The 22,878-nt window shown below is 31.8% G+C and carries 28 protein-coding genes; 5 read left to right on the top strand and 23 right to left on the bottom strand.

Annotation, left to right across the window (positions count from 1 at the left end; translation table 11 throughout):
- Positions 1-367 precede the first annotated feature (367 nt).
- Positions 368-1,378 carry an NAD-dependent epimerase/dehydratase family protein gene (locus tag QZV12_RS08735; RefSeq protein ID WP_295620395.1) on the bottom strand — a complete coding sequence of 337 codons (1,011 nt, stop codon included), beginning with the start codon at positions 1,376-1,378 and terminating at the stop codon, positions 368-370.
- Positions 1,379-1,640: 262 nt separating this feature from the next.
- Between QZV12_RS08735 and QZV12_RS08740 the strand changes: the two genes are divergently transcribed.
- Entirely contained in the window at positions 1,641-1,784 is a 144-nt protein-coding gene (locus tag QZV12_RS08740; RefSeq protein WP_295620398.1) for a hypothetical protein, read from the top strand.
- 22 nt (positions 1,785-1,806) lie between these two features.
- Entirely contained in the window at positions 1,807-2,142 is a 336-nt protein-coding gene (locus QZV12_RS08745) for a DUF2085 domain-containing protein (protein ID WP_295620400.1), read from the top strand.
- A 327-nt stretch (positions 2,143-2,469) separates the two neighbouring features.
- Here QZV12_RS08745 and QZV12_RS08750 read toward each other — a convergent pair whose 3' ends face one another.
- The 22 genes from QZV12_RS08750 to QZV12_RS08855 form a co-directional block, all read right to left on the bottom strand.
- Positions 2,470-3,105 (bottom strand): HPP family protein, encoded by a 636-nt coding sequence (locus QZV12_RS08750; RefSeq protein ID WP_295620474.1) that lies wholly within the window; start codon positions 3,103-3,105, stop codon positions 2,470-2,472.
- A 181-nt stretch (positions 3,106-3,286) separates the two neighbouring features.
- On the bottom strand, positions 3,287-4,114 hold the full coding sequence (locus QZV12_RS08755) for a 4Fe-4S binding protein (protein WP_295620403.1): 828 nt from the start codon (positions 4,112-4,114) through the stop codon (positions 3,287-3,289).
- 133 nt (positions 4,115-4,247) lie between these two features.
- Positions 4,248-5,276, bottom strand: a complete 1,029-nt coding sequence (locus QZV12_RS08760) for a carbohydrate kinase family protein (RefSeq protein WP_295620406.1) — start codon at positions 5,274-5,276, stop codon at positions 4,248-4,250.
- A gap of 183 nt (positions 5,277-5,459) precedes the next feature.
- Positions 5,460-6,350 carry a formylmethanofuran--tetrahydromethanopterin N-formyltransferase gene (locus tag QZV12_RS08765; RefSeq protein WP_295620409.1) on the bottom strand — a complete coding sequence of 297 codons (891 nt, stop codon included), beginning with the start codon at positions 6,348-6,350 and terminating at the stop codon, positions 5,460-5,462.
- 109 nt (positions 6,351-6,459) lie between these two features.
- The gene (locus QZV12_RS08770) at positions 6,460-7,599 is read right to left on the bottom strand and encodes a hypothetical protein (protein WP_295620411.1); all 1,140 of its coding nucleotides are present in this window, start codon (positions 7,597-7,599) and stop codon (positions 6,460-6,462) included.
- A 318-nt stretch (positions 7,600-7,917) separates the two neighbouring features.
- The gene (locus tag QZV12_RS08775; RefSeq protein ID WP_295620415.1) at positions 7,918-9,369 is read right to left on the bottom strand and encodes a 4Fe-4S dicluster domain-containing protein; all 1,452 of its coding nucleotides are present in this window, start codon (positions 9,367-9,369) and stop codon (positions 7,918-7,920) included.
- 1 nt (position 9,370) lies between these two features.
- A complete protein-coding gene (locus QZV12_RS08780) occupies positions 9,371-10,405 on the bottom strand; it encodes a 4Fe-4S binding protein (protein ID WP_295620418.1) in 1,035 nt (344 codons plus the stop codon).
- A 1-nt stretch (position 10,406) separates the two neighbouring features.
- Positions 10,407-11,534: a nickel-dependent hydrogenase large subunit gene (locus QZV12_RS08785; RefSeq protein WP_295620421.1), complete on the bottom strand. Its 1,128-nt coding sequence runs from the start codon at positions 11,532-11,534 to the stop codon at positions 10,407-10,409.
- Between the two features lie 50 nt (positions 11,535-11,584).
- Entirely contained in the window at positions 11,585-12,052 is a 468-nt protein-coding gene (locus QZV12_RS08790; RefSeq protein ID WP_295620477.1) for an NADH-quinone oxidoreductase subunit B family protein, read from the bottom strand.
- Positions 12,053-12,103: 51 nt separating this feature from the next.
- Positions 12,104-12,487 carry a DUF1959 domain-containing protein gene (locus QZV12_RS08795; RefSeq protein ID WP_295620424.1) on the bottom strand — a complete coding sequence of 128 codons (384 nt, stop codon included), beginning with the start codon at positions 12,485-12,487 and terminating at the stop codon, positions 12,104-12,106.
- Positions 12,488-12,618: 131 nt separating this feature from the next.
- Positions 12,619-12,945, bottom strand: a complete 327-nt coding sequence (locus QZV12_RS08800) for a DUF2104 domain-containing protein (protein ID WP_295620428.1) — start codon at positions 12,943-12,945, stop codon at positions 12,619-12,621.
- 101 nt (positions 12,946-13,046) lie between these two features.
- Positions 13,047-13,304, bottom strand: a complete 258-nt coding sequence (locus QZV12_RS08805) for an energy-converting hydrogenase A, subunit K (RefSeq protein ID WP_295620432.1) — start codon at positions 13,302-13,304, stop codon at positions 13,047-13,049.
- 164 nt (positions 13,305-13,468) lie between these two features.
- The gene (locus QZV12_RS08810; protein ID WP_295620435.1) at positions 13,469-14,329 is read right to left on the bottom strand and encodes a respiratory chain complex I subunit 1 family protein; all 861 of its coding nucleotides are present in this window, start codon (positions 14,327-14,329) and stop codon (positions 13,469-13,471) included.
- A 21-nt stretch (positions 14,330-14,350) separates the two neighbouring features.
- A complete protein-coding gene (locus QZV12_RS08815) occupies positions 14,351-14,566 on the bottom strand; it encodes a DUF788 domain-containing protein (protein ID WP_295620438.1) in 216 nt (71 codons plus the stop codon).
- Between the two features lie 168 nt (positions 14,567-14,734).
- Positions 14,735-15,403: a hypothetical protein gene (locus QZV12_RS08820; RefSeq protein WP_295620441.1), complete on the bottom strand. Its 669-nt coding sequence runs from the start codon at positions 15,401-15,403 to the stop codon at positions 14,735-14,737.
- Between the two features lie 237 nt (positions 15,404-15,640).
- Positions 15,641-16,318 (bottom strand): EhaG family protein, encoded by a 678-nt coding sequence (locus tag QZV12_RS08825; RefSeq protein WP_295620444.1) that lies wholly within the window; start codon positions 16,316-16,318, stop codon positions 15,641-15,643.
- A gap of 4 nt (positions 16,319-16,322) precedes the next feature.
- A complete protein-coding gene (locus QZV12_RS08830) occupies positions 16,323-16,922 on the bottom strand; it encodes an EhaF family protein (protein WP_295620447.1) in 600 nt (199 codons plus the stop codon).
- Positions 16,923-16,971: 49 nt separating this feature from the next.
- Entirely contained in the window at positions 16,972-17,232 is a 261-nt protein-coding gene (locus QZV12_RS08835; RefSeq protein ID WP_295620450.1) for an EhaE family protein, read from the bottom strand.
- A complete protein-coding gene (locus QZV12_RS08840) occupies positions 17,232-17,558 on the bottom strand; it encodes a DUF2108 domain-containing protein (protein ID WP_295620453.1) in 327 nt (108 codons plus the stop codon). Before QZV12_RS08840 ends, QZV12_RS08835 begins: the two co-directional genes overlap by 1 nt.
- Positions 17,559-17,604: 46 nt before the next feature.
- Positions 17,605-17,880, bottom strand: a complete 276-nt coding sequence (locus tag QZV12_RS08845; RefSeq protein ID WP_295620456.1) for a DUF2109 domain-containing protein — start codon at positions 17,878-17,880, stop codon at positions 17,605-17,607.
- A gap of 100 nt (positions 17,881-17,980) precedes the next feature.
- Complete coding sequence (locus QZV12_RS08850; protein ID WP_295620459.1) at positions 17,981-18,481, bottom strand: hypothetical protein; 501 nt, start codon at positions 18,479-18,481, stop codon at positions 17,981-17,983.
- Positions 18,481-18,798 (bottom strand): energy-converting hydrogenase A subunit A EhaA, encoded by a 318-nt coding sequence (locus QZV12_RS08855; protein WP_295620462.1) that lies wholly within the window; start codon positions 18,796-18,798, stop codon positions 18,481-18,483. The genes QZV12_RS08850 and QZV12_RS08855 overlap by 1 nt, the downstream gene beginning before the upstream one ends.
- Before the next feature lie 732 nt (positions 18,799-19,530).
- Between QZV12_RS08855 and QZV12_RS08860 the strand changes: the two genes are divergently transcribed.
- From QZV12_RS08860 to cgi121, 3 genes are all read left to right on the top strand, one after another.
- Entirely contained in the window at positions 19,531-20,472 is a 942-nt protein-coding gene (locus QZV12_RS08860) for an NAD-dependent epimerase/dehydratase family protein (RefSeq protein WP_295620465.1), read from the top strand.
- A 91-nt stretch (positions 20,473-20,563) separates the two neighbouring features.
- The gene (locus QZV12_RS08865) at positions 20,564-22,105 is read left to right on the top strand and encodes a (R)-citramalate synthase (RefSeq protein ID WP_295620468.1); all 1,542 of its coding nucleotides are present in this window, start codon (positions 20,564-20,566) and stop codon (positions 22,103-22,105) included.
- Positions 22,106-22,242: 137 nt separating this feature from the next.
- Positions 22,243-22,770, top strand: a complete 528-nt coding sequence (cgi121, locus tag QZV12_RS08870; RefSeq protein WP_295620471.1) for a KEOPS complex subunit Cgi121 — start codon at positions 22,243-22,245, stop codon at positions 22,768-22,770.
- The last annotated feature ends 108 nt before the right edge of the window (positions 22,771-22,878 follow it).

Here is a 22,878-nt window from a genome sequence, read left to right on the forward strand (position 1 = left end):
CTCTTTTTAATAATTTATACTAAAATATCAAAAATTAGAATAAGTAAACTAAGATAAAATGTTTAAAATAAAAAAATAGAAAAAAATAGTTAGATAAACAAAGATAAAATGTTTAAAATAAAAAAATAGAAAAAAATAGTTAGATAAACAAAGATAAAATGTTTAAAATAAAAAAATAGAAAAAATAGAAAAAATAGTTTAGATAAACAAAAATAAAATGTTTAAAATAAAAAAATAGAAAAAATAGAAAAAATAGTTTAGATAAACAAAAATAAAATGTTTAAAATAATAAAAATAGAAAAATAAAAAATCAATAAATTAGCATATTAGAAAAAAAAGATTTTGGTCCAGGTTTTTTGACCGAAGGTCAAAAAAGCTGGGGTTTAAATTCAGCATCTCTTTCAATGTCTTCCCAGTTGTCAGTGAACCAATTGTAAACTCTTTCCAATCCATCATCAAAGGAAACTGTTGGCTTATAACCGAGAATGTCTTTAGCTTTGTCAATGGAAGACAATAACTTGGTTTTAGCATCCCAATTACGTCTTGCCACATAAGCGATTCCTTCTTCATTTCCAGTTAATTCATTAACCTTATTAGCCATATCAATAACCCTATGGTCTTTACCGGAACCGAGGTTAATTGCTTCACCAATAGCTTCCTCTTCAACACCCATTGATAAGAGACCATTTACGATATCTCCAACAAAGGTCCAGTCTCTTGTTTCAGATCCATCACCTGTAATTGGCAATGCCTGTTTGGTCATAGACCAATAGAAGAAGTTTGGAATAACGTTTCTGTATTTTCCTGGAACTTCACCAGGACCAAATACATTAAAGAATCTTGCATTTACTATTGGCATATCATATAAGTTATGGAAATAATTAGTATATAATTCACCAAGCAATTTGGTAACTTGATAAGGAGTGTGCAAGGAAATTGAAATGTCATGCTCTTCAAATGGCATTTTTGAGTCTAAACCATATACTCCACAGCCAGAAGAGGAATAAACAAACCTTTCAACTCCAGTAAGCTGAGCATATTGAAGCACTTTCAAAATACCAATACCATTAACCATCAAATCGGTTTCAGGATTATCAACACTATTTTGGTTAGCAAAGTGAGCAGCTAAATGGAAAACATAATCCGGTTTCATTTTAAATACTCTCTTAAGTTCCTCATCATCTAAAATGTCCCCTTGTACAAGTTCTACATTTTCGTTTGTTGGCACATTCCATTCGTATGCAGAAGACATATTATCTAAAATGATTACCTTTTCTGCACCAAGTTCTGCTAATCTTCTGGTTAAGTTGCTTCCAACACAACCTGCTCCACCAGTTACTAAAATAGTTTTATCTTGATATTCATTATATTTAGACATAAAAATCACTTATAGTTAGTCAATAAATAGTAAATTTGAATTAAAACAATCAAATTGTTTATATATTAAAAATTATGTTTTTATTATTAATAAACTTATTTAAATAGCAAGTATAAAAATTATTAAAAAATAATCAAAAAGTATCTAATAATTATTTAAAAAATCGTAAAAATGAGAAAATTCAATTAATTTTAAATATTAAAATAAGAATAATTAAGATTAGATAAAATAAAATTTTTAATGCTTTAGAGAGTGTGATAAAATGGATATCGGTCCAGAAGAATTTTTAATGTATGAAACTTTTTTTGAAGAAGATGAAAACAATGTAAATAATAATGCCGGATGCTGCAGCACCTTGATAGTCCTTGCATTGATATTCATAATCGTAAATATCATAATAGTCTAAATCATGAATGAAAGGTTAAAAAATGACCGTATTTGATTATATTTGTCATAGAAGACCTGAAAGAAGCTTTTTTTATAAAGGTCATCAATTTCCAGTCTGTGCAAGATGCACTGGATTTTACATTAGTGGAATTTCTACAATAGTCCTTTTAAAACTATTTCCTGTTCCATACAGCTTAACAACATTGATAATTGGAATAATTCTCTTGATACCTTGTGCTATTGATGGATTTACTCAACTATTTGAATTTAGAGAAAGCAATAATATCCTTAGATTCATTACAGGACTTCTTGGAGGAGTAGGATTAATCTTAGTATATGAACTCATGATAGAATTCTTTGTCTTTAACTTTTTATAATTAATTAAACAACGAAAAAAATCATATATAATTATTGTTTCTAATTTTTTTTAATTTTAGAAATATTTTGAAACTATAAATTCAAATTAAAAAACTAAAAAAATATTATAAACATTTTATTTACTTTTTTTAATATTATTTGAACTATATCAAATCAATAAAATCTTTATAAACTTTTTTCAAAAGAACGGGAAAAAATAGAATGAGAATTATAAAAAATAGAATAAAAAAATAAGATAAAAATATAATAAATGTTAAAAAAAGTATAATAAAAAATGATAAAAAATAAAAAAAGGAGAAATTTAAAATCTAAAGAGACTTAAAACATTAACGTCTTGCACGACCTACTTTTCTTGCAATTACAATTTCTCCAACGGAAATAAGACCTGCAAAGAACTTTTCAAGTCCACCAGTTGCCCAAATTGCTTCACCAAAGGTAGCATTTTGAATATTTTTCTCATATTCTTCAGCAGTAATCTTGACGCCAGTTGTTCTTGTACTGATTTTAGCAGATGCTTCCATCAACTCTTCCCAAGTGATTCCTCTAATCTCTTTTTCCATAGCTTCATAGATTTTAACTACTTTGATATCGTATAAGGCAGACATTGCATTTACAACATCTACAGATCTACTAACACCAATTACCTGATTATCATCATTAATGATAGGAATGCTGATCAGCTTATGATTGGATATTTCAATCACAATATTCTTAGCTGCCTCATCTTCCTTAATGGATACGATGTTTTCAACAGGATCCATTACTTCTGAAATCAAGGTTTTGCCTTCACGCAATCCTTTAGTAATGTTAAATGAAGTAATCCATCCTACCAATTTCATATCTGCATCTAAAACTGGAGCTGTAAATCTTTTAAACTCTTCCATTTTTATAGATACATCTACAACTGTATCATTTTTTGATACATAAACAAACTCTTTATCCATCATCTCTTTAGCTTTCATTTTCAAACACTTCTCCACATTTTTAATAAATCGTAAAATATAAATCCAATACGTCAAATTAATTCATATTGAATTTATCTTATTTTTTATCATTTAAAACTAAGTTTAAAGCACAATTAGGTTTAACCAATTTTTAATCATTTAAGACTAAATTTAAACCACAATTAGGTTTAACCAATTTTTAATCATTTAAGACTAAATTTAAAGCACCTACAGGACATCTGCTGCTGCATTCCTTACATCTGATACACTTATCATTATTGAGAATAACCTCTCCATCAACTACCTTAATAGCTCCAACTGGACAATTATCCTCACATAATTCACAAGCTACACAAACATCCTGATTGACATCAATGTGACTGTAAATCACTACAGGGCCTAAATCTCTCTTAAGGCTAATGGCTCCTTGTATACATAAATTAGCACAAGATCCGCAACCGCAACAGCGGTCCTTATCAATATAGGAATACATATGTCCTTCATCAGAATCAATAGCCCTCACATCAGGACAAGTCTCTCCATGTGCTTCTAAAAACTCTTTAGTTCTTAATGATATTGCATTAGTTGGACAGTACTTTAAGCAAGATCCACAACCAATACAAACTTCACGGTTAATGGAAATATCTTCCATTTTAAGATTTCTATGAGGAACTTTAACTTCTTTTAATGTATATTCAACAGAATCATCTTCCTTAATAACTGTTTCTGCATCCCAAACATAAATACATGAAACAGGGCAAGTTTGAGCACAAATTTCACATTGCACACAATCTTCACCAATTTTAGCTCTTTTAAGCCAAGTGGAAGAGCTGATAACATCTATAGGACATTCTTCAACACAAAGATTACATCGAACACAACGAGGTGATACTGTTATGAGCTTTTCAGTATCTTTGTAATCATGAATGTCTATGCTGAAATCTTCAATATCTTCATCTAAATCTACAGATTTAAGAGTGATTTCCCTCTCTAAAGTTTCAATCTGCTTTTTTAGTTTAATTTCCATTTTCTTATCCCCATAGATAAAGTTTTTTCATTCACTTGCAATCAAGTAAATCATTAAATCTAAATTCACTAAATTTTCAAATATTATTATATAATATGTCTTTTAAATATTAAATAATTTATTATATCTTTTTTTATAAGGACTCCATAAACTCTTCCAATTCCCCTAAATTAGGCAATCCAGAAATTCCAATTGCCTGAACGGATTTTGAAGCTACCCAATTAGCTATTGTACATGATTTAGCCAAATCATATCCCTTAAGATAGGAATATAAAAAGCCTGCGTTAAATGAATCTCCTGCAGCTGTTGTGTCAACAGCTTCACATTTGAATGCAGGTATCTTTACCTCTTCATCATTTTTGTTTATGGCATATGCTCCTTTGGAACCTCTCTTGACAACAACAGTATCAATTCCATCATTACGAACATATACAGCTAAATCCCTAAAGCTAAGCGCTTTATCAGAAGCTGACTTTTCCTTATAATAATCCTCAAACAATATCTTCAATTCCCCTTCATTGATAAGAAGAATATCGGTTCGCTCAAGTATTTCCTTAAGCTCTTCAACTCCCTTTTTAGCATATAGCATTCCAGGGTCAAAGCTTAATATAAGGTCATCGCTAAGGATTTTCAACAATTCCTTTTGGGCATTGAAGGAATCTCCAACAAATGATGTGTAATGGAGTATTTTAGATGCATTCACATTTAATGGATTGATTTCATCAATTGTTATCTCATCATTCACTCCAGGATCAACATAAAGGGCTCTGTCTCCAGCATCAGAAACAAATCCTAATACCTTACCGGAATTGCCTTCATCTGCATAGATGAGATTAGTCAAATAAACGTTATTTATCATTAAGTTGTATTCCAGCAAATCCCCTTCCTCATCAGCAGCGATTTTGCCTATGTAAGATGTTGAACATCCAAGCTTTGAAAGGCCGATGATTGTATTGGCTGCTGAACCACCAGGAGATTGCTCTTGACCTTTAATGAAACTTTCTCCATCAATTTCTGCAATATGTCCAACCTTATAAAGTTTATCTACATTCAATGCACCAAAGCCTATTACATCAACATTTATTGCATCATAGACAATCTCATCAACACCTAAGTCTTCAGCTGTCACATTATTTGAAGATTTTAAATCTTTTTCATCCATTTAATCCACTTCTATGAATAATATTTTATTTTTCTAAATCATTAAATCTAGTTCAAGAAATTCTAATAATAAAATTTATTTTATTATAGAATCATTAAATCTAGTTCAAGAAATTCTAATAATAAAATTTATTTTATTATAGAATCATTAATCTAGTTCAAGAAAATGAAAATTATAATCCAATTATTCTTTTAAAATATCCAATAAATTGGTCTTATGTTCACCTAATTGGCCTTCAAAGTTTCCAGCAGAAACCCTTTCAACACCATCAATGTCAATTATTGCATCGATTGCATTTTTAATAGCCAAGTTCATTGCTTCCTGACTTGTAGCATTAATGACAATTTCAGGAATGTAATTTACGCCATCAGGAACCTTTGACTCTTCACCAAGCCTTTCCCTTAAGGAAGGGCAATATGGATGATTAGTGCTTGGACCGATTTCAGGGAAATTTGTTTCAGGCTTACTTGCTGCAGAGCATATTCCAAATGGAGTGCAAACCCCTTCAACTTCCATAATTGTATCGATTATGATTCTTCCTGCCTTTAGGACAGCTTCCTTAGTGGAACACATATACCAAAAGTTTCCACCCATGATTCCTTCTGCATAGGCAAGTTCAGATTCAATCTGGAAATCAGGAACTGCAATAGGAACATTGATCATCTTTCTTCCATACTCTTCAATCTCCCATTCATAGCCATCTCCACAATGGCCTACACTTTCCATCATTCCAATTGCTCCAACAGGGTTTTCAGTTATGCTGAAGACTCTTGTAAATGGCTTTACAAGAATGTCTTGACGAATCCTATAGGACAATTCCTTTTCAAACTTCTTCAAGTCATCAGTAAGCCAGAATTGAACAATAGCTCCAGGTCTTCCATCTGGAGTCTTATCTCCATCTACAAAAGCTTCTACACCTGCTTCCACTCTGCCGATAACGGCACTTGGAGTAGCTGTAGCATCATAAGCTGCTTCCTTAACAGTCAATTTATCTTCTGCTGTAATCAATGCTCTAATATACATTCCATCAAATGATTCAAAGAATGTATCTTCTACCTTATCATAATTTACCATAAATGTCATCTCAATATAAATAATAAATAATCGAATAAAAAATCTATAAAACTGAATTCTAAATTTAAATCAATGCTAAACAAATACACTTTGTGAATAATTCGTTAAGTTAACCTAAACCACCAATATCCTTACCTCTGATTCCATTTCTCATCTCTTTGCTTAGCTTAAGTAAATCATCCCTATTATCATCATCAATGATCTCAATGATTGGAGCTTTCTTATTATAAAATACCTTTTCAAACTCTTCAATAAGGGAATAATCAACTTCAAAGTCTGCAAATGTATCATCAGGACCTTTTTCTGAATAAGTCTTAATGAAATCCAAAACATAATCCTTTTCAAATCTTGCATGAAGATCAATCAAGATGGAACTTACAATTGTATGGTTGGATATGACTGCTATCTCTGCAACATTCAATGGATATTCATTTCCATTAAAGCTGACAGACAATCCTCCATGGTCTCTTGCATATTGCAATGGCTCAACATCTGTAATGCTGTCACCCATATAAATTATGGAACCATCCTCAAGGCCAAACCTTTCAACGATATCCTCAACTGCAATCTGCTTGCCCTTTCCTCCAACAGTTTTCACACTTTCAATATACTTGTTGATTTCAAGCTTTGGAAACTCATTGAAGAAAATGTCATACAAAACATTGAAGTCATCCTCATTTTCTTCACCATGTTCAAGTATTAGTTTTCTAAATTCCTCAACTTTTTTAAGTTCTTCAATAAACTTAGGTGATTTGGTACCTACAATAGTTTGAGAATTGTTTGACTTTGATGAAACATTTTCATTGTTTTGATTAATTTTATTAAAATCAGTAGCCCCACATACATCGAGTTGTGTGTGATAAGTATTTTGGAATGGGAAATCAATATAATTGCATAATGCTTCAATATATGGACCATAACTTGTACTAACTATAAATGAATCAATAAGACTATTTGCAAATTTTAGAGTGTCATCAGAACCTTCAACAAGATAGATATTTTCCTTGGAAAATTCAATCATCTTCTCATTTGTAAGTCCTGCCAATTTATAAAAAGGAACTATAAGCTTAAGTGTGTCACCAGCATGATAATTTTCCAGCTTTACATCATCAACAAGATAATCATCAAACCTGCTGATTATCTTAAATAATTTTCCACCATCTTCAATAAATTCAGCTGCCAATTCATAGGCATTGTCATTTAAAGTCAATGGTCCTTCACAATCAGTGATAAAAACTTTTTTTACCATAATCTAATCTTCCTGAATTTTAAGTTTTTGATTTAATTTTCAATTTTGTGTGAATTTATAATTTTAAATTAAATTTTTTAAATTTAACTTTTTGATTTCAAATTTTTTAGTAAGTTCAAATTAAATTTTTTAAATTTAACTTTTTGATTTCAAATTTTTTAGTAAGTTCAAATTAAATTTTTTAAATTTATTTTTTTTCTCAATTTTTCATAAGCGTGAATATAATCTAAATTTAAGTCTTTGATTTAATCTTTGAATAAATATGAATTAATAAAAATAAAAAAAGAAAATATTGATTTAAAAATTCTTAAAAATAATCTATAGGAACTGCCAAATTGTAGAAACCATTGCTGCATTTACAGGACAGATTCCTTCACAATTTCTACAGGAGATACAGTCATCATGACTTACAACAACTTTTCCATCTTCAATTGATAATGCCTCTGTAGGACAGTTTTTAACACATACTTCACATAATTGACATGCATGATGATTGATTTCTACAGTACCTTTTCTTCTTTCTCTAAGGTCTCTTTTAATGAAGAAAATCTCATGATTCCTATTTGTAAAGAACTCTTCCTTAAGCTTTATTGCCTCAAAGTTACAGCTTTCAGCACAGAATCCACAGTAAACACATGAATTGTCTGTATCAATTACAATTGGATTAGGACCATCCAAGCTAATTGACTCTGTTGGACAAACATCTCTGCATAATCCGCAGCTTATGCAATTTTCATCTACAACTTCAATGCCTAATTTTGGTGGGAAGAACTCTACAAGGTCCAATACATTTACAACATCCAAATCCTTTTTAAGTTGGGCATTTAAACGTTCATTCAAGAATTCTGTAACATTCACTACAATAGACCTGCAATTAGTGCATGTGAATATTTCCACATCTGAAAATTCCATTCCTCTTGGAACATCCCTGATATCCATTGAGTTTTCATAATCAAAGTCCTCAAAGTGATAGTCCTTAGAGATATCCTCAAGCAATTTCACCAAAACATTGTCAATATTGGTAACGCCTTTGGAGATGTTCATAATGTCCCTATCCAAAATTTCAGAAGCGATTTCCAATGTTTTGATCTTGTTGAATGATTCAAAGGCATCTTCCCTTTCCACATAATCGATTGCATAGGTAGGGCAGGAATGCATACATTCCTCACATCTTGCACAATATGCAGGGTCAATGAATGGAAGCTTATTGGTCTTGCCTACATTTATTGCTCCTTTGGAAGGGCAGATTCTTGTACATGTCATACATCCGATACATTGGTCTTGGTCAATGCAGAGGGTTTTACCTTCCTTAACTGTTTTTGGAAGAATCTCTCCATACTTGATTGCATCGGTAGGGCAGTGCCTAAAGCAATATCCGCAGCGAATGCACTTATCCTCATCTATTTCACTGTGGACTTCCTCTCCTCCAGAGGAACTTAAGTGAATAGCTCCAGATTTGCATGCATTTACACATGCTCCACAAGCTCTGCAAAGTTTCTTGTTAATGTTTGGAACATTTTCACGAATCGGTTCAGACAATGACTTCTTGATGTGAATTGCATCATAAGGACATGCATTGCTACACAATACACAGCCAAAGCAGTGCTCATCCAATTTAATGAGCTTGGTATTTCCATCCTGATAAACCGCATCAATTGGACAGACATTCAAGCATGGCTTGTCCTTACAATTGATACATTTCTCATTATCAATCTCATACTCAATATGAACATCACGCAATGGTCTTGGTATAGGGTCAACAGCAACCATCTTATGCCCTCCTTTCAGCTAATTGAGAAGCCTTTACTGAAATATGAATAACTTCTTCATCATTGTCATTAGTATCTAAATTAAACTTAGCCAAGAAATATTTTATTACACCAAATGGACAGGTTTGATAACATATGCTGCATCTTAAGCATTTTTCCTTATCCCTTACAATGACATCATTATCGCTGTCAAAGGAAATTGCACCAGTTGGACAGTCTGGAATGCACATTTGGCATTTCTTACAGTTATCTCCGTCCCAGGTAATGATTCTGATCTTTAATCTATTGATTGCATCTTCCAACATTTCATGAACCACTTCTTCATCATTTAAAATGGTTAGTGACTTGTCAAAAATAGGCTTGAATTTCAATTCATCCAAAAAGAGCTTGTCAGTGCCTAATTGAATCAAATCTTCTTGCTTGGATTCAATATACTCTTCTAAAGTACTGACTGCCAAATTAATGATTTTCTTTTGCTCTTCAAGGTTATTGACAAATACTCCTCTCATTGCACCTTTAACTGGACATGTCTCTAAGCATTTTCCACAGGAGATGCATTTAGACTGATTGACAAGCAATCTGTCATCAACCTCTTCAATTGCACCGACTTCACATGCATCCATACACTTTTTGCATCTTATGCATAAATAATCGTCTACAATGTATTTTCTCTTGGATGGAATGATATTGAACTCTTCATGAATAAAGTGATTTTCTCCACATTCCAATGTTTTTGGAGTGGATGGGCAAACTTCTGCACAGAAACCGCATCTGATACAGGAGGCCTTGTTGATAACAGGATAAATCAATCCTATGGACTCCTCATTATCAGAATCCCTAACTAATTTTATTGCATTTGGAGATGGACATGAAGTTGTACAGCTTCCACAGCCTATACAGTTTTCCTTGATGACATTAGGGAAATCCCTAAATCTGTCTGGCTTATGGGCTATGTCTTCCTTTGATTTTGCATCGACAAAACCGTCAATCCAAGTCTTTCTTGCAAATTCGTAAATGTACCATATTAATGAAGACACTTCATATCACCCCATAATAGTCTTTTACGGTTGTTTTTCCAGTGCCTATATCGGTGATTGCCACTCTTTCAGTACATGCAATGCATGGATCTGAAGATGCATAAGTAGCTACAGCATCTGCAACAGTGGCTACATCCTTAAGCATATATTTTGCACAGGAGTCAATATTCATTATACTTGGAGTTCTGATGGATATGCGCTTGATCAAATCACCATTGGTTTCAGCCATATACCTTACTTCTCCACGAGGAGCTTCGTTTCTCCATTCACAATATCCTGAAGGAATGTCAACAGGAACTCTAATGTCTCCCTTTGGTATATTTTCAATTGCCTGCTTTACTAAATCAATGGATTGCTCAACTTCATAAAGCCTGTTTAATGTACGGGCATAGTTGTCTCCCTCTTTTCTCCAAATTGGCTTGAAGTCAAACTCATCCCTATAAGTGTAATGCTCTTCCCTTAAGTCATGCTTGAGGCCGGAAGCCCTTCCAATAGGTCCAACTGCATGACCTTTAATTGCTTCCTCCTTAGTCATCACCCCAACTCCTTTTGTCCTTAATGCAACTATAGGAGCCTCTTCAAACAATGCAATATGCCTGTCAAAGCCATCTTCTATTTTCTTTAAGTTTTCAAGTATTGCATTGAAATGTCTCTCATCAGCATCCATTCTCACACCGCCAACTACATTCCAACCTAAATTGACCCTATTTCCAGTTAAAAGTTCAAGGGAATCCATTGCATGTTCTCTTAAAGCCAAAACATGCATAAATAGTGTTTCATGGTCTAAGGTCTTGAAGAATGTTGAGTTTGCAAGCAAGTGTGATTGGATCCTGTCCAATTCATTTGTAATGACCCTTAAGTATTGAGCCCTAAGTGGCGCTTGAACTCCAGAAATATTTTCTAAAGTTTCTGCAAAGGTTTGTGTATGCTCATATGAACAGATACCGCAGATTCTTTCAGATAAGTAAATGCATTTCTGCCAAGTCTTGCCTTCCATAATCTTTTCAATACCTCTGTGAACATAACCATAGTCTATCTCAGCTTTAATAACCTTTTCACCTTGAGTTTGAAGTTTAAGTCTTAAAGGTTCTTTTAAACCTGGATGAATTGGTCCAATTGGTAATATCATAATATCGCGACTCCTTATTCACTTATCTAAATCTAATTTATAAATAAACATTAATCTTTCCTGGCATCTTGAGCTCTTCCTTTAGCTGCAATTGCGCCAGGAGCAACAGTTAAAACTGCCTCTAAAATTTCACTTGGTCTTGGAGGACATCCTGGAATAGCTGCATCCACTGGAATAAAGTCAGAAACAGGAGCAAGAACCCTTCCTCCTTCCTGAGCAAATACATCTCCTGATTGAGGGCAGTTTCCAACAGCCACTACAATCTTAGGTTCAGGGATCTTTGCATAAATCCTTCTTAGATTGTCTCTCCATTGTTCTGTAACTGCACCAGTTACTAAAAGAACATCAGCCTCACGAGGATTGTTGTATACATAGATACCGTATTGTTCAAGGTCGTATCTTGGGGAAAGAATGGCAACAAGCTCTACATCACAGCCATTGCATCCTCCACAGTTTACAATACAAACATGAATTGAACTTTTTCTTACAATATCTTTTAGTTTCTTAAGCATTTTAATTACCTTTAAGTTCCTGTTCTTTTAATAATGATTTTTTATGATTATAATGGTTTATTCTCTAATCAATTCAACGATTTGTGCTCTTCCCTCTTCAAGGGCATCCTCATATTTCTTGCCATTCTTGACTATGTCTTTAGTTAGCATATGGCAAATTCTATCTGCATCTTCCTCTGATACAAGCTTTATTACATCACTAAGCCAATAAAGCCTTAAATCAAGATGCAATTGTCTTTTTATCTTTTCCCTATTTGCTATTTCATATGTGGCATGCATATTTTCCAAATCACTCATGTCAAAATGATTCATAAGAATATCTTCAAATTCTTCTTTAGAAATGCCAAATTCTTCAGATAATGGAATTGTAATGTCCTTTTCCCAACGGAAACTATGAAGAACCCTTAATTTCATCATTTCATATTTTTCTTCGCTATTCATATAAATCACCAAGTGAGTTAATTTAGTTTTTTTAGAATTAAACTCCAGATACTGAGTCAAATATTATTAAACTCAGAATATTGAGTCATATACTTATTAGAATAAATCATCAATTATTGAGTGACTTACCATTAGAATAAAACTCCTGAAGTTGAAATCCAGACGACTCCTGCAATCAATATTCCAATTGCAGTTTCTTTACGACCATAACCTGGCCTTCTTCCTAATGCAAGCCCAATACAGAAGAATGCAATAGTGAGTAAGATTTCAGAACTGATATGATGATTTAAACCATGATTAAATAATAAAAACCACCCTACAATGGAAAAAACCAAGGTCATTACATCTATTTCAGATATTATATAAGGTTCCATATGCTTCTTATAGCTTAATAAAAGACCTGCAATTGATCCTGCAATAAAAACTATAATATAAATCATATAAAATAATTCTTCCATGATTTTCACCTTGATTTTCTTATTTTTAGTTCTAAACTCTTATTTTGATAAATTGATAAATATAATTAATTTAATTTTTCTTAAAATCTATTTTTAAAGATTTACATAGGCTTGTATAAGCAAATGAATGTTATGCAAATGATTAAAAAGGTAATGACAAATGCTATTTTCTCTAAGTTTTCAGCTAAATGAGCATTTTTTCCATTGTGTTGCATCAATATAAATGGAACGAAAATGATTCCGATTATAGCTAAAGGAAGTGCTAAAATACTTTGATATAAGGCAGCAAGTCCTGCCACTATAAAAATGCCTAAAGCAACTAATGAAGTTAATACTCTCATTCCTTTTTCATCATTCATTTTTAAGCCTTCTTATTAATTTTTAATTAATTTTAATATTTTAATAGTTTTAATAATTTTAATAGTTTTAATAGTTTTAATAATCCTAATAATTTAATAAATTATTATAATTATTAGAACTTTAATTACACTTTTTAATTTGGAATTTTAATTTTTTCTCTATTTTATATAATAATCATAATGATTGAACCTACTGTACAGATAACTGCAATTGAAATTTGAGCCATTACAGAATGGTTAGGATTTAGCATAGGAGTTGTAGCATTGATAAATCCAGTGATTATACAAATTATAATCATTCCAATCAGATATCCTACAACGGAAATTGGTCCAAAGAATACAGTCAAGAAAATCCATAATAGAATATACCAAGCGATTGACTCTGAAAACATTATGTATCCTCTAAGCATACCAAAGTGTTCAGTTTCAAAACCTGATATGATTTCCTTTCCTTTTGTAATTGCAAAAGGAGAATATGGAGATTTAGTGACTATTAAAGTGAAGAACATAATTGCTGCAAGAGGCAATTGCAATACTAAAGGTCCATTTGCTGCTTGATAAGCGATTATTCCGCTAATGTCCATAGTTCCAGTAAGCATGAAAACTACAGCAATAACAGCAAATAAAGGCAATTCACCTGCTGCTGAAAATACAGCCCTTACACAGCTTACCTTACCATATGGAGAACCTGATGAAGATCCTGCATTATGCTCTACAATCTTATGGATTGCATAAATACCGAATAAAATCATTAAAGAGCCTTTTGTAACCGGACCTACAATAACACCAGTTACCCAAATTCCTGCTAAAATAACTGTAATACCTATGTAAAACGGTATTGAAGCAGTTTTTGGAAATGTGGTCTCCTTAAAGAAAAATTTCAATGAATGCAATAAATATTGTATAATAGGAGGTCCTGGCCTTAATTGGACTCTTGCCATAACCTTTCTGTGGAAACCTAATAAAAGACTACCTCCAAGGAAAGCTATTATTACATTGATTAAAATCTGAGCCATTAAATTCATAATATCCACAAAGAGATTCTATCAGTAACCTGTGAAAGGCTCTTCTCTTCTTTCCTCCTCTTCTTCTTTTATTGGTTTAGACATGGAAATCAGTCCAAATGAAAGCACTAAAAATGGTATACAAACAATAGCTATTGCATAAACTATCCAATCAGCAGGATTAAATATTAAAGCGTAAAGGATAGCCAATATAGATACAATAAATACAACATAGCTAGCTATTTTCATTTTATTCATTTTATCGACCTTCTATTTTTATAATAAATTTATAAATATTATTTTTTACTGAATTTGAATTCTTTAATATAAATTAATAGATAAATCTATAATTTAATTCAATACATTATTTATATTTAATTTTGATATTTAATTTTCATTAACTTTATATTTGTTAATTTTTTCAATTTACAATATTGTCAATAGGATTTCAACAAATCTGACAATGATAAACAATGAACTTAAGTGAATGATTAATATAAATGGAGATCCAGGAGTTCTGAACATTTCTGCCTTACTTGCAAAGAATGGAGCAATACCGCTTTCACCGCAAACTCCAATCAACATTACTAATGCACCGAATATCATCATTGGGCTTGCAGGAATTGTTGCTAACTCAAATAGGCTTAATGTACCGGTAGCTGCTAAAATCATAGCTGCTCCACCGAATAACGGCAAACCGCACATCATAGCAATCAAACCGTATTGATAAGCAGAATTCAAGACATCCACCTGTTTTACAGCAGAAACAATACCAATGTTAACAATACCAATCAAAGCCATGAATAGGGTAAAGTTAAACAAATCTCCAGTAATCATAGCTCCTGCAGTAGCTAAACCACATATGATAGCCAAGAATCTTCTTTGCTTAAATTCCTTTTTCCCTACTGCAACCTTATTTTCATCAAGTGAACCAAACATTGCTTCAACTTGGGTTTCAGTACGGCTGATAGCTATCAATGCTGTAAATACAAGTATAGTTACAAACAAGAATATGTGGAGAGGGTTTAAGTAAAGAACAATATCTCCCAATGGGATTGTTCCCATTATGCTTCCACCTAAATCTTCTATAAGCATTTAACAGTCTCCTTTTTATTTAAACGTTTTTTTAAGTTCATTTATGATTTAATAAATATAATTTTTAATTATTAGAATTCTTTTTAATTATTTGAATTCTTTTTAATTTCTAATAATTTTTTAATGATTTTTTACTGATTTTTTATTGAATATTTATTTAATTTAAATTGATTTGAATACTTTACGGATTTTTTTACTGATTCTTTATTTAATCTAAATTGATTTGAATAAGAATAACTATTTTCTTCCGTATTCCTCTCTCATTAGGATTCCAATCAATCCAATCTTAGATGCAACTTTCATAAGCAATCCTAAAGCAGCAAGGAACAAACTGAGCAACCAGTATTTAGGCATTAGGAAGAACAATAGGAAACCAATTATCCATAAGCACCAGGATATACCTGAAATTGCTCCTACGCCATCAAGAACAAATATTGGCAATCCTCTTACCTTTCTGCTTAATACATAGATTACAATACCTCCACCAGCTACTGCACCACCAGTAAATCCAGATAAGAATACACCGTATCCAATTAGCAACAATGCAATGAAATTAGGAGCAGTTGTCATGATTTCCATATTGATGTCTAAAGGCATTGGTGCAAATGAGGCATCTTGATCTTTCTTTCTCATTTCACGAGATATTAAAATCTCAGAGATTGCCATAATCTCTGCTAATTCCACTACCAAACCAGGAAGAATCAAAGCTTCAGACAAGTCAGTTCCTACAGCCGCTACAACAATAAGCATAGCCAATCCAACAAGGTCTGTAAGAATAAGAACTTGAATATCTCTTTTCTCCATTGAAATTCCAATCAAGCCAATGAAAGCTACAATCAATCCTCCATACAAAGCAGTGGAATACATTGAGCTGTAGAAGGCAGGAACAAATTGAGGAATTACACTAGCGACCATCTAATCACCTGAACTCCTTTTTAGCTTGCTTTTCGCGAGCTTTACGATTGCTCATTTCAACTTCACTGGCTATTCTGTCAGAACTTGCAATAGCCCTTTTCACATCTTCCTTAATATCCTCTTTTCCTTTTTTCCTGTCCATTGTAAAGTTAATGGCAAGCCAGGATGCAATTATGAATGCCATCATAAGGATAGTGGATTCTAAAATGGTATCAAAACCTCTGGTATAGTATAGGCTTTCATCGATAACTCCACCAGGAGATGCACAGATACTTGTTCCAAAGTATGGGGAAATACCTTTCAGCACTTCCGCAATTGGAGTCATATATGAATTGATCCAACCAAGATTTTGGGAATTCTCAGGATATTGGGCTTCTGTAACACCAGGACTTTCTAAAATCTCTCCTCCCCTATCATATGGAGCAATTGCAAGACCTGCATCCATTTGACTTTGAGGAGCTGGACGTGTATAGATTTGGTCTGTATTCAAACCTACAGGAATCAGGAATCCAGCAATCAAGAGCAAACCTAAAATTAAGGCAAATAATCTAGGAATATTCTTTGGATCTGCTAACTTATTCCATAATTTAGCTATTTTAGGCATATTTAGATTCCTCCCAGCATTAATTCAGTTTGTAAAAATTCAATAAGCATTATACATCAGCCCATATCTCTTCTAAACGAGCAATAGCTCTAAACAGGATTAATGTAACAATAATTGTAGTTGCAATTAATGTTAAAAGAGCTAATGTAGAATTGTAAGTAAGTAAAATTAATGAAACTCCTACAGATGCCACTTCAGTATTGATTGTTCTTATTATTGGGTCTTTCACTCCATGACCCCATACTGTAGCAATACTTCCAAAAATAGCTAATGCTAAACCTACATAAACCCAAAGCGCTAGATTAAACATTATTTACCACCTTCAGAGTTTCTTTCACGATTTTCAGTGCTTTGCATCATTTTAGGCACAGTGGAAAAATCGTTTAGCTTTGATTTTCTCACATTATTTATTTTAATCAAAGCAAGCAAGAATACGATAATATACAATGGATCAAGAACAGCAGTTAAAAAAGCTACATCCAAGTATTTGAAGCTAACTATAGCTAAAAATAAACCTGCTTCCAAAATAGAAACCATAATCACTTTATCCAATGGTTTTTTAAGAAGGACAACTCCAATAGCACCTATTATCATCAACGCAATTGATATTGTTGTCATATTGATAAATTCCAACATTTAAATCACATTTCTATTATCTAAAAGAAATAATCATCAATTATTATTAGTTTTCCTTATGCTCTTCCATATTCTTATCATAGGTTATTTCATCTTCCAAATCATCTAAACTGTAAGCAATTGCATTTGCTCCAATAGTTGAAGAGATAAAGAAAGCTGCAGCTAATACAAGACCAAATGCAGTTTTAATATGCAATGCAACTAATGCAGAAACACAGAATCCTATTACATTTATGTAAAGTAATTTTTCTGCTCTATCTTTGGTTATTACTGCTCTTAAAGCCATAAGAATTGTAATAACTCCAATAATTTCAATAAACATAATTTAACCTTGTATTTTCTTCATTAATTTTTAAAGTTCATCATTAAGGATTAATCTAATCAATTAATCCTAATCTTAATCTAAATTTAATTTTAGTCATTTATTCATATTTAGTATACCTACCAAAGGATTTTGCTATTTTTCCAATAAGCCTTGAGCTTGTTGGATGGTGAATTCCTTGAATAGTGAATATTGCAATTACCATACCGCAAATAAACATCTCTGGAGTGATTCCAATAAATGAAAAGATGAATATCAATAAGGTCATGGTCAATGCACCGCAAGTTCCAGCATAGCCTGGATCTGCACATAGCCTATTTCCAATATAAACAAGCAAAGCAGCAATTAATCCTCCTTGAATGCCTGAGATATAAACACCTATTGATGCAATCAAGGTTCCTGCTGATGCATCTGGAGAACATAAGATATTTCCTTGGAAGAAACCTCCAGACAAATCTCCTTTCCTATTCTTTATGGAATACCCTACAGTTTTTGCTCCCTTAACTCCTGGAGCTTCAGGAAGACCTAAGAATGTATCCACAATAACAAAATTAAGCCAAGAGACAACAGTTGCTATGATTAAGCCAATTATTAAATTCATTATTTGCTACCTCCTTCTTGAGGGATTGGGAAAATATAATCGAATAGATACTTTACAAAAATAGCTAAGAAAGCTCCCACTATAACCGCAATCACCAATCCATTATAAATCCAAAATATATTCAATGAATAAAAAATAGCTAAAATCCCCATAGCGAATATAGGAGTTGGAAATAGTGCACTTTTAGTCCAAGAAAATCTAATTGGCTTTTTTGGAAGAAGAGGGGATCTTAAAGCTAAGCTTAAGACTATTGCAACTATAATAGCCACTATATAATTCACAAATAACTGAAATCCATTAGCACCTATACTAATCATAGTTATTATTATGTTTTAATATAATATATATCTTTTATTACTTATTGACAAGTCGAAAATATAGGACTGATTTAGGATTATTTTTAAAATTAAAAATTAAGGATTGAATTATTACTAAATAAAGTAAATTTATTATAAATTTAAAGAAAATAAGTAATTTTAAGCAATAAAAATTTAGGCACTCCTAAAAATTATATGAATTTTGATTCATTGAATATTTTTTTATTTTCTAAAATGACATTCCATCAAAAATTTATTTTATATTTTATAATTTTTTAAACATATGTATACTTTCAAAAATTAATTTAATAATTCTAATTTAACTAAAAAGACATAAACTTTCAAAAATTAATTTAATAATTCTAATTTTACAAAAAAGACATAAACTTTCAAAAATTAATTTAATAATTCTAATTTTACAAAAAAGACATAAACTTTCAAAAATTAATTTAATAATTTCAATTTTACTAAAAAGACATAAACTTTCAAAAATTTATCATTATTTTATAATTTTTTAAAAAAGTCATAGGATTCAAAAGCCAAATAGATTTTCATTATGAGAATTTTTTATAGCTGACCTATTTCAAAATATTAAAATACTTCATTATGAGAATTTTTTATAGCTGACCTATTTCAAAATATTAAAATACTATTAAAATTATAAATCTATACTAATATAGAAAATAAATATATTTATACATATTTACATTATAAATTAAAGGACCAGATATAATGGAAAATAAGGAAATTGTAGTAACAGGAGGATGTGGATTTATAGGATCACATATTGTAGATGCATTGATAGAAAACAATAAAGTGACTATAATCGATAACTTATCCTCTGGAAAAATGGAAAATTTAAATAAACCAAAACATGAAAACTTAACTTTAATTAAGGAAGACCTTTTAGATGCTGACTTAGATAGTATCCTAAAAGGAAAAGACTATGTATTCCACCTTGCAGCAAAGGTAAGCGTACCTGGAAGCGTTGCTGAGCCTATTTACTATAACCAAACAAATATTGATGCATTAGTAAAGCTCTTGGTTGCATGTAAAGACAATGACATTAAGAAAATAGTCTTCTCATCATCTTCAGCAGTTTATGGAGAAAATCCTAATATGCCATTAAAAGAGACTGAAGTTTCAATGCCTTGCTCTCCTTATGCAGCTCAAAAGGCAAGTGGAGAACTATACTTGAAATCATTCAATGAAGCCTATGGATTGAATTATGTTGCATTAAGATATTTCAATGTCTTTGGTCCAAGACAAGATGAAAATTCCCCATATGCAGCAGTTATCCCTAAATTCATCTCTGCTATACTAAATGCTAAAAGCCCTGTAATCTATGGTGACGGAGAACAAAGCAGAGATTTCATTTACGTTAAGGAAATTGTCAATGCAAACATAGCAGCTGCTGAATCTGACTATAATGGAGTAGTGAATGTTGCATTAGGAAAATCCATGACAATAAACCATTTGTTTGAAATTGTAAGTGATGTTTTGGAATCAGACATTCCTGTAAAATACCTTGATGAAAGACCAGGAGACATTAAACACTCACTTGCAGATATAAGCAATCTTAAAAACATCAATTTCTCCCCAGAGGAAGACAAATTTGAAGAGCAGTTAAGGGAAACTGTCAAATGGTTTAGAAATGAAATGGAAAACAGATAAGTCACTATTGGATATTCCTACTTATTAATGGAAAACAGATAAGTCACTATTGGATATTCCTACTTATTATAAAATAACTCGATGTGAAAAAATGAAAATAGAAGTTTTAGACACAACATTAAGAGATGGTGAACAGACTCCAGGAATCTCTTTAAATGCTGTAAAGAAATTAAGAATAGCTACCAAATTAGATGAAATAGGAGTAAACTCAATTGAGGCAGGATCTGCCATCACCTCTGAAGGTGAAAGGGAAGCTATTAAATTGATTACATCACAAAGATTAAATGCAGAAATCGTCAGCTTTTCAAGAACATTAATAAAAGATGTAGATTACTGCTTGGAATGTGATGTTGATGCAGTAAACGTTGTGGTTCCAACTTCTGATTTGCATTTAAAATACAAATTGAAAAAATCTCAAGAAGAAATGCTTAATGATGCTGTAAAAGTGGTGGAATATGCTAAAGACCATGGCCTTTTGGTAGAGCTTGCTGCAGAAGACTCAACAAGAACTGATGTAGAATACTTGAGAAAAATATTCAAGGCAACAATTGATGCAGGAGCAGATAGAATCTGTCCATGTGACACTTTAGGAATGCTTACACCTTTAAAATCATTTAATTTCTATAGGAAATTCACAGATTTGGGAGTTCCTGTCAGTGTACATTGCCATAATGACTTTGGCCTTGCAGTAGCCAACACATTGTCTGCAATCGATGGAGGAGCAAGCAGATTCCATGCAACAATCAACGGATTAGGTGAAAGAGCAGGAAATGCAGCTCTCGAAGAGGTTGTAGTATCCTTAAACACATTATACAAATACAGTGAAGATGATGAGGAAAGCAGATACACTACAGACATCAAAATCAATCAACTTTATAACACTTCCAAATTAGTTTCAAGATTAAGCAATGCTTATCTTGCCCCAAATAAACCTATTGTAGGTGAAAATGCTTTTGCACATGAATCTGGAATCCATGCAGATGGAGTCATAAAAAACAGTGCAACCTATGAGCCTATCCTCCCAGAACTTGTAGGGCATAGAAGAAAATTCATCATAGGAAAGCATGTAGGAACCAAAGGATTAGATGAAAGACTAAAGGAATTAGGCCTTGAAGTAAATAAGGAACAGTTAAATGAAATATTCCTTAAGGTCAAAGACCTTGGTGATAAGGGAAAGACTGTTACTGACACTGATTTGGAAGCAATTGCAGAGCATGTCCTAAACATTGAACAGGAAAAGAAAATCAATCTTGACGAACTTACCATCGTTTCAGGAAATAAGATAAGACCAACAGCTTCCATAAAGATGGATATTGAAGAGAAGGAAGTTATTGAAGCTGATGTTGGTATCGGTCCTGTAGATGCAGCAATCAATGCAGTGAATAAGGGAATCAAAAACTTTACAGACATCAAGCTTGAAGAATACCACGTAGATGCAGTTACTGGCGGTACAGATGCACTTATTGAAGTTATTGTAAAGCTTAGCTCAGGAGATAAGATCATATCTGCAAGGGCAACTGAACCTGACATTATCAATGCAAGTGTAGAGGCATATATTGACGGGGTAAACAGATTGCTTGAAGATAATCATTTTTCCTTAGACAATAAGCAAGGAAAGAGAAGTAAAAAATAAATTAATAAAACTAACATAAAAAAATTAAAAAATAAATTAAATAATAAACCTAGAAAATAAAACTAACATAAAAAAATTAAAATAATTAAAAAATAAACTCATATAAACTATTTTTAATCTTATTCAAGAGAGATAAAATGAAAGAATACAATAAAGAATTAGCTGAATTAGGCAATGTAGAAATATTAGGATTTACTGGAACAATTGAAAGCATTCCAAAAACATTAGACCAAGTAGACAATATTAGAAATGGATGTTGTGATGTTAGAATAATCCAGCTTATGAATGCAGATGCAATAGCTGGGAAAATTCACCTCCAACATGGAATAATTCATGCAATGAATGCATTTGAAAGAGGAATGAATTTAGCTAAGGATTTAGGAATTGAAATATTGCTTAGAACATCTGGACAAAGACAAATTTCCAAGGCATTTGACATACTTGGACTTAAAGAGGGTGAGATGAATATAGCCGTTGTTATGATTGATTGTCCAGATTACTTTATTGATGAATTATCTAAATACTTTACAAGAAATGATGCTGTTTTAGAAGCTGACGAATCAAAATTAATAGACTTGTATGATATTCCAGAAAAAGAATTAAAGAGCATGCATATAGTTGATGTATTAATTGATAAAACAAGTAAATTGATAGTTGACCAATAAATAAAAAAAGAGAGTGTGTCACGATTATGACCCTCACCCACATTTTTCTTAACTTATTTTCCTTTAAATTTATATACAATGAAGTACAATCTATTATTATAGAAATAA

The sequence above is a fragment of the uncultured Methanobrevibacter sp. genome, assembly GCF_902769175.1.
Lineage (GTDB): Archaea > Methanobacteriota > Methanobacteria > Methanobacteriales > Methanobacteriaceae > Methanobrevibacter.

Excerpts from the sequence above, each read along its gene's own strand:
- QZV12_RS08825 (WP_295620444.1), bottom strand. The coding sequence starts at position 16,318 with ATGGTCGCTAGTGTAATTCCTCAATTTGTTCCTGCCTTCTACAGCTCA.
- QZV12_RS08815 (WP_295620438.1), bottom strand. The coding sequence starts at position 14,566 with ATGAATAAAATGAAAATAGCTAGCTATGTTGTATTTATTGTATCTATA.
- QZV12_RS08745 (WP_295620400.1), top strand. The coding sequence starts at position 1,807 with ATGACCGTATTTGATTATATTTGTCATAGAAGACCTGAAAGAAGCTTT.
- QZV12_RS08735 (WP_295620395.1), bottom strand. The coding sequence starts at position 1,378 with ATGTCTAAATATAATGAATATCAAGATAAAACTATTTTAGTAACTGGT.
- cgi121 (WP_295620471.1), top strand. The coding sequence starts at position 22,243 with ATGAAAGAATACAATAAAGAATTAGCTGAATTAGGCAATGTAGAAATA.
- QZV12_RS08755 (WP_295620403.1), bottom strand. The coding sequence starts at position 4,114 with ATGGAAATTAAACTAAAAAAGCAGATTGAAACTTTAGAGAGGGAAATC.
- QZV12_RS08785 (WP_295620421.1), bottom strand. The coding sequence starts at position 11,534 with ATGATATTACCAATTGGACCAATTCATCCAGGTTTAAAAGAACCTTTA.
- QZV12_RS08760 (WP_295620406.1), bottom strand. The coding sequence starts at position 5,276 with ATGGATGAAAAAGATTTAAAATCTTCAAATAATGTGACAGCTGAAGAC.
- QZV12_RS08800 (WP_295620428.1), bottom strand. The coding sequence starts at position 12,945 with ATGGAAGAATTATTTTATATGATTTATATTATAGTTTTTATTGCAGGA.
- QZV12_RS08795 (WP_295620424.1), bottom strand. The coding sequence starts at position 12,487 with ATGAATAGCGAAGAAAAATATGAAATGATGAAATTAAGGGTTCTTCAT.
- QZV12_RS08750 (WP_295620474.1), bottom strand. The coding sequence starts at position 3,105 with ATGAAAGCTAAAGAGATGATGGATAAAGAGTTTGTTTATGTATCAAAA.
- QZV12_RS08855 (WP_295620462.1), bottom strand. The coding sequence starts at position 18,798 with ATGATTAGTATAGGTGCTAATGGATTTCAGTTATTTGTGAATTATATA.
- QZV12_RS08865 (WP_295620468.1), top strand. The coding sequence starts at position 20,564 with ATGAAAATAGAAGTTTTAGACACAACATTAAGAGATGGTGAACAGACT.
- QZV12_RS08830 (WP_295620447.1), bottom strand. The coding sequence starts at position 16,922 with ATGCCTAAAATAGCTAAATTATGGAATAAGTTAGCAGATCCAAAGAAT.
- QZV12_RS08845 (WP_295620456.1), bottom strand. The coding sequence starts at position 17,880 with ATGTTTATTGAAATTATTGGAGTTATTACAATTCTTATGGCTTTAAGA.
- QZV12_RS08740 (WP_295620398.1), top strand. The coding sequence starts at position 1,641 with ATGGATATCGGTCCAGAAGAATTTTTAATGTATGAAACTTTTTTTGAA.
- QZV12_RS08860 (WP_295620465.1), top strand. The coding sequence starts at position 19,531 with ATGGAAAATAAGGAAATTGTAGTAACAGGAGGATGTGGATTTATAGGA.
- QZV12_RS08850 (WP_295620459.1), bottom strand. The coding sequence starts at position 18,481 with ATGAATTTAATAATTGGCTTAATCATAGCAACTGTTGTCTCTTGGCTT.
- QZV12_RS08770 (WP_295620411.1), bottom strand. The coding sequence starts at position 7,599 with ATGGTAAAAAAAGTTTTTATCACTGATTGTGAAGGACCATTGACTTTA.
- QZV12_RS08840 (WP_295620453.1), bottom strand. The coding sequence starts at position 17,558 with ATGTTGGAATTTATCAATATGACAACAATATCAATTGCGTTGATGATA.
- QZV12_RS08820 (WP_295620441.1), bottom strand. The coding sequence starts at position 15,403 with ATGCTTATAGAAGATTTAGGTGGAAGCATAATGGGAACAATCCCATTG.
- QZV12_RS08805 (WP_295620432.1), bottom strand. The coding sequence starts at position 13,304 with ATGAATGATGAAAAAGGAATGAGAGTATTAACTTCATTAGTTGCTTTA.
- QZV12_RS08835 (WP_295620450.1), bottom strand. The coding sequence starts at position 17,232 with ATGTTTAATCTAGCGCTTTGGGTTTATGTAGGTTTAGCATTAGCTATT.
- QZV12_RS08765 (WP_295620409.1), bottom strand. The coding sequence starts at position 6,350 with ATGGTAAATTATGATAAGGTAGAAGATACATTCTTTGAATCATTTGAT.
- QZV12_RS08810 (WP_295620435.1), bottom strand. The coding sequence starts at position 14,329 with ATGAATTTAATGGCTCAGATTTTAATCAATGTAATAATAGCTTTCCTT.
- QZV12_RS08775 (WP_295620415.1), bottom strand. The coding sequence starts at position 9,369 with ATGGTTGCTGTTGACCCTATACCAAGACCATTGCGTGATGTTCATATT.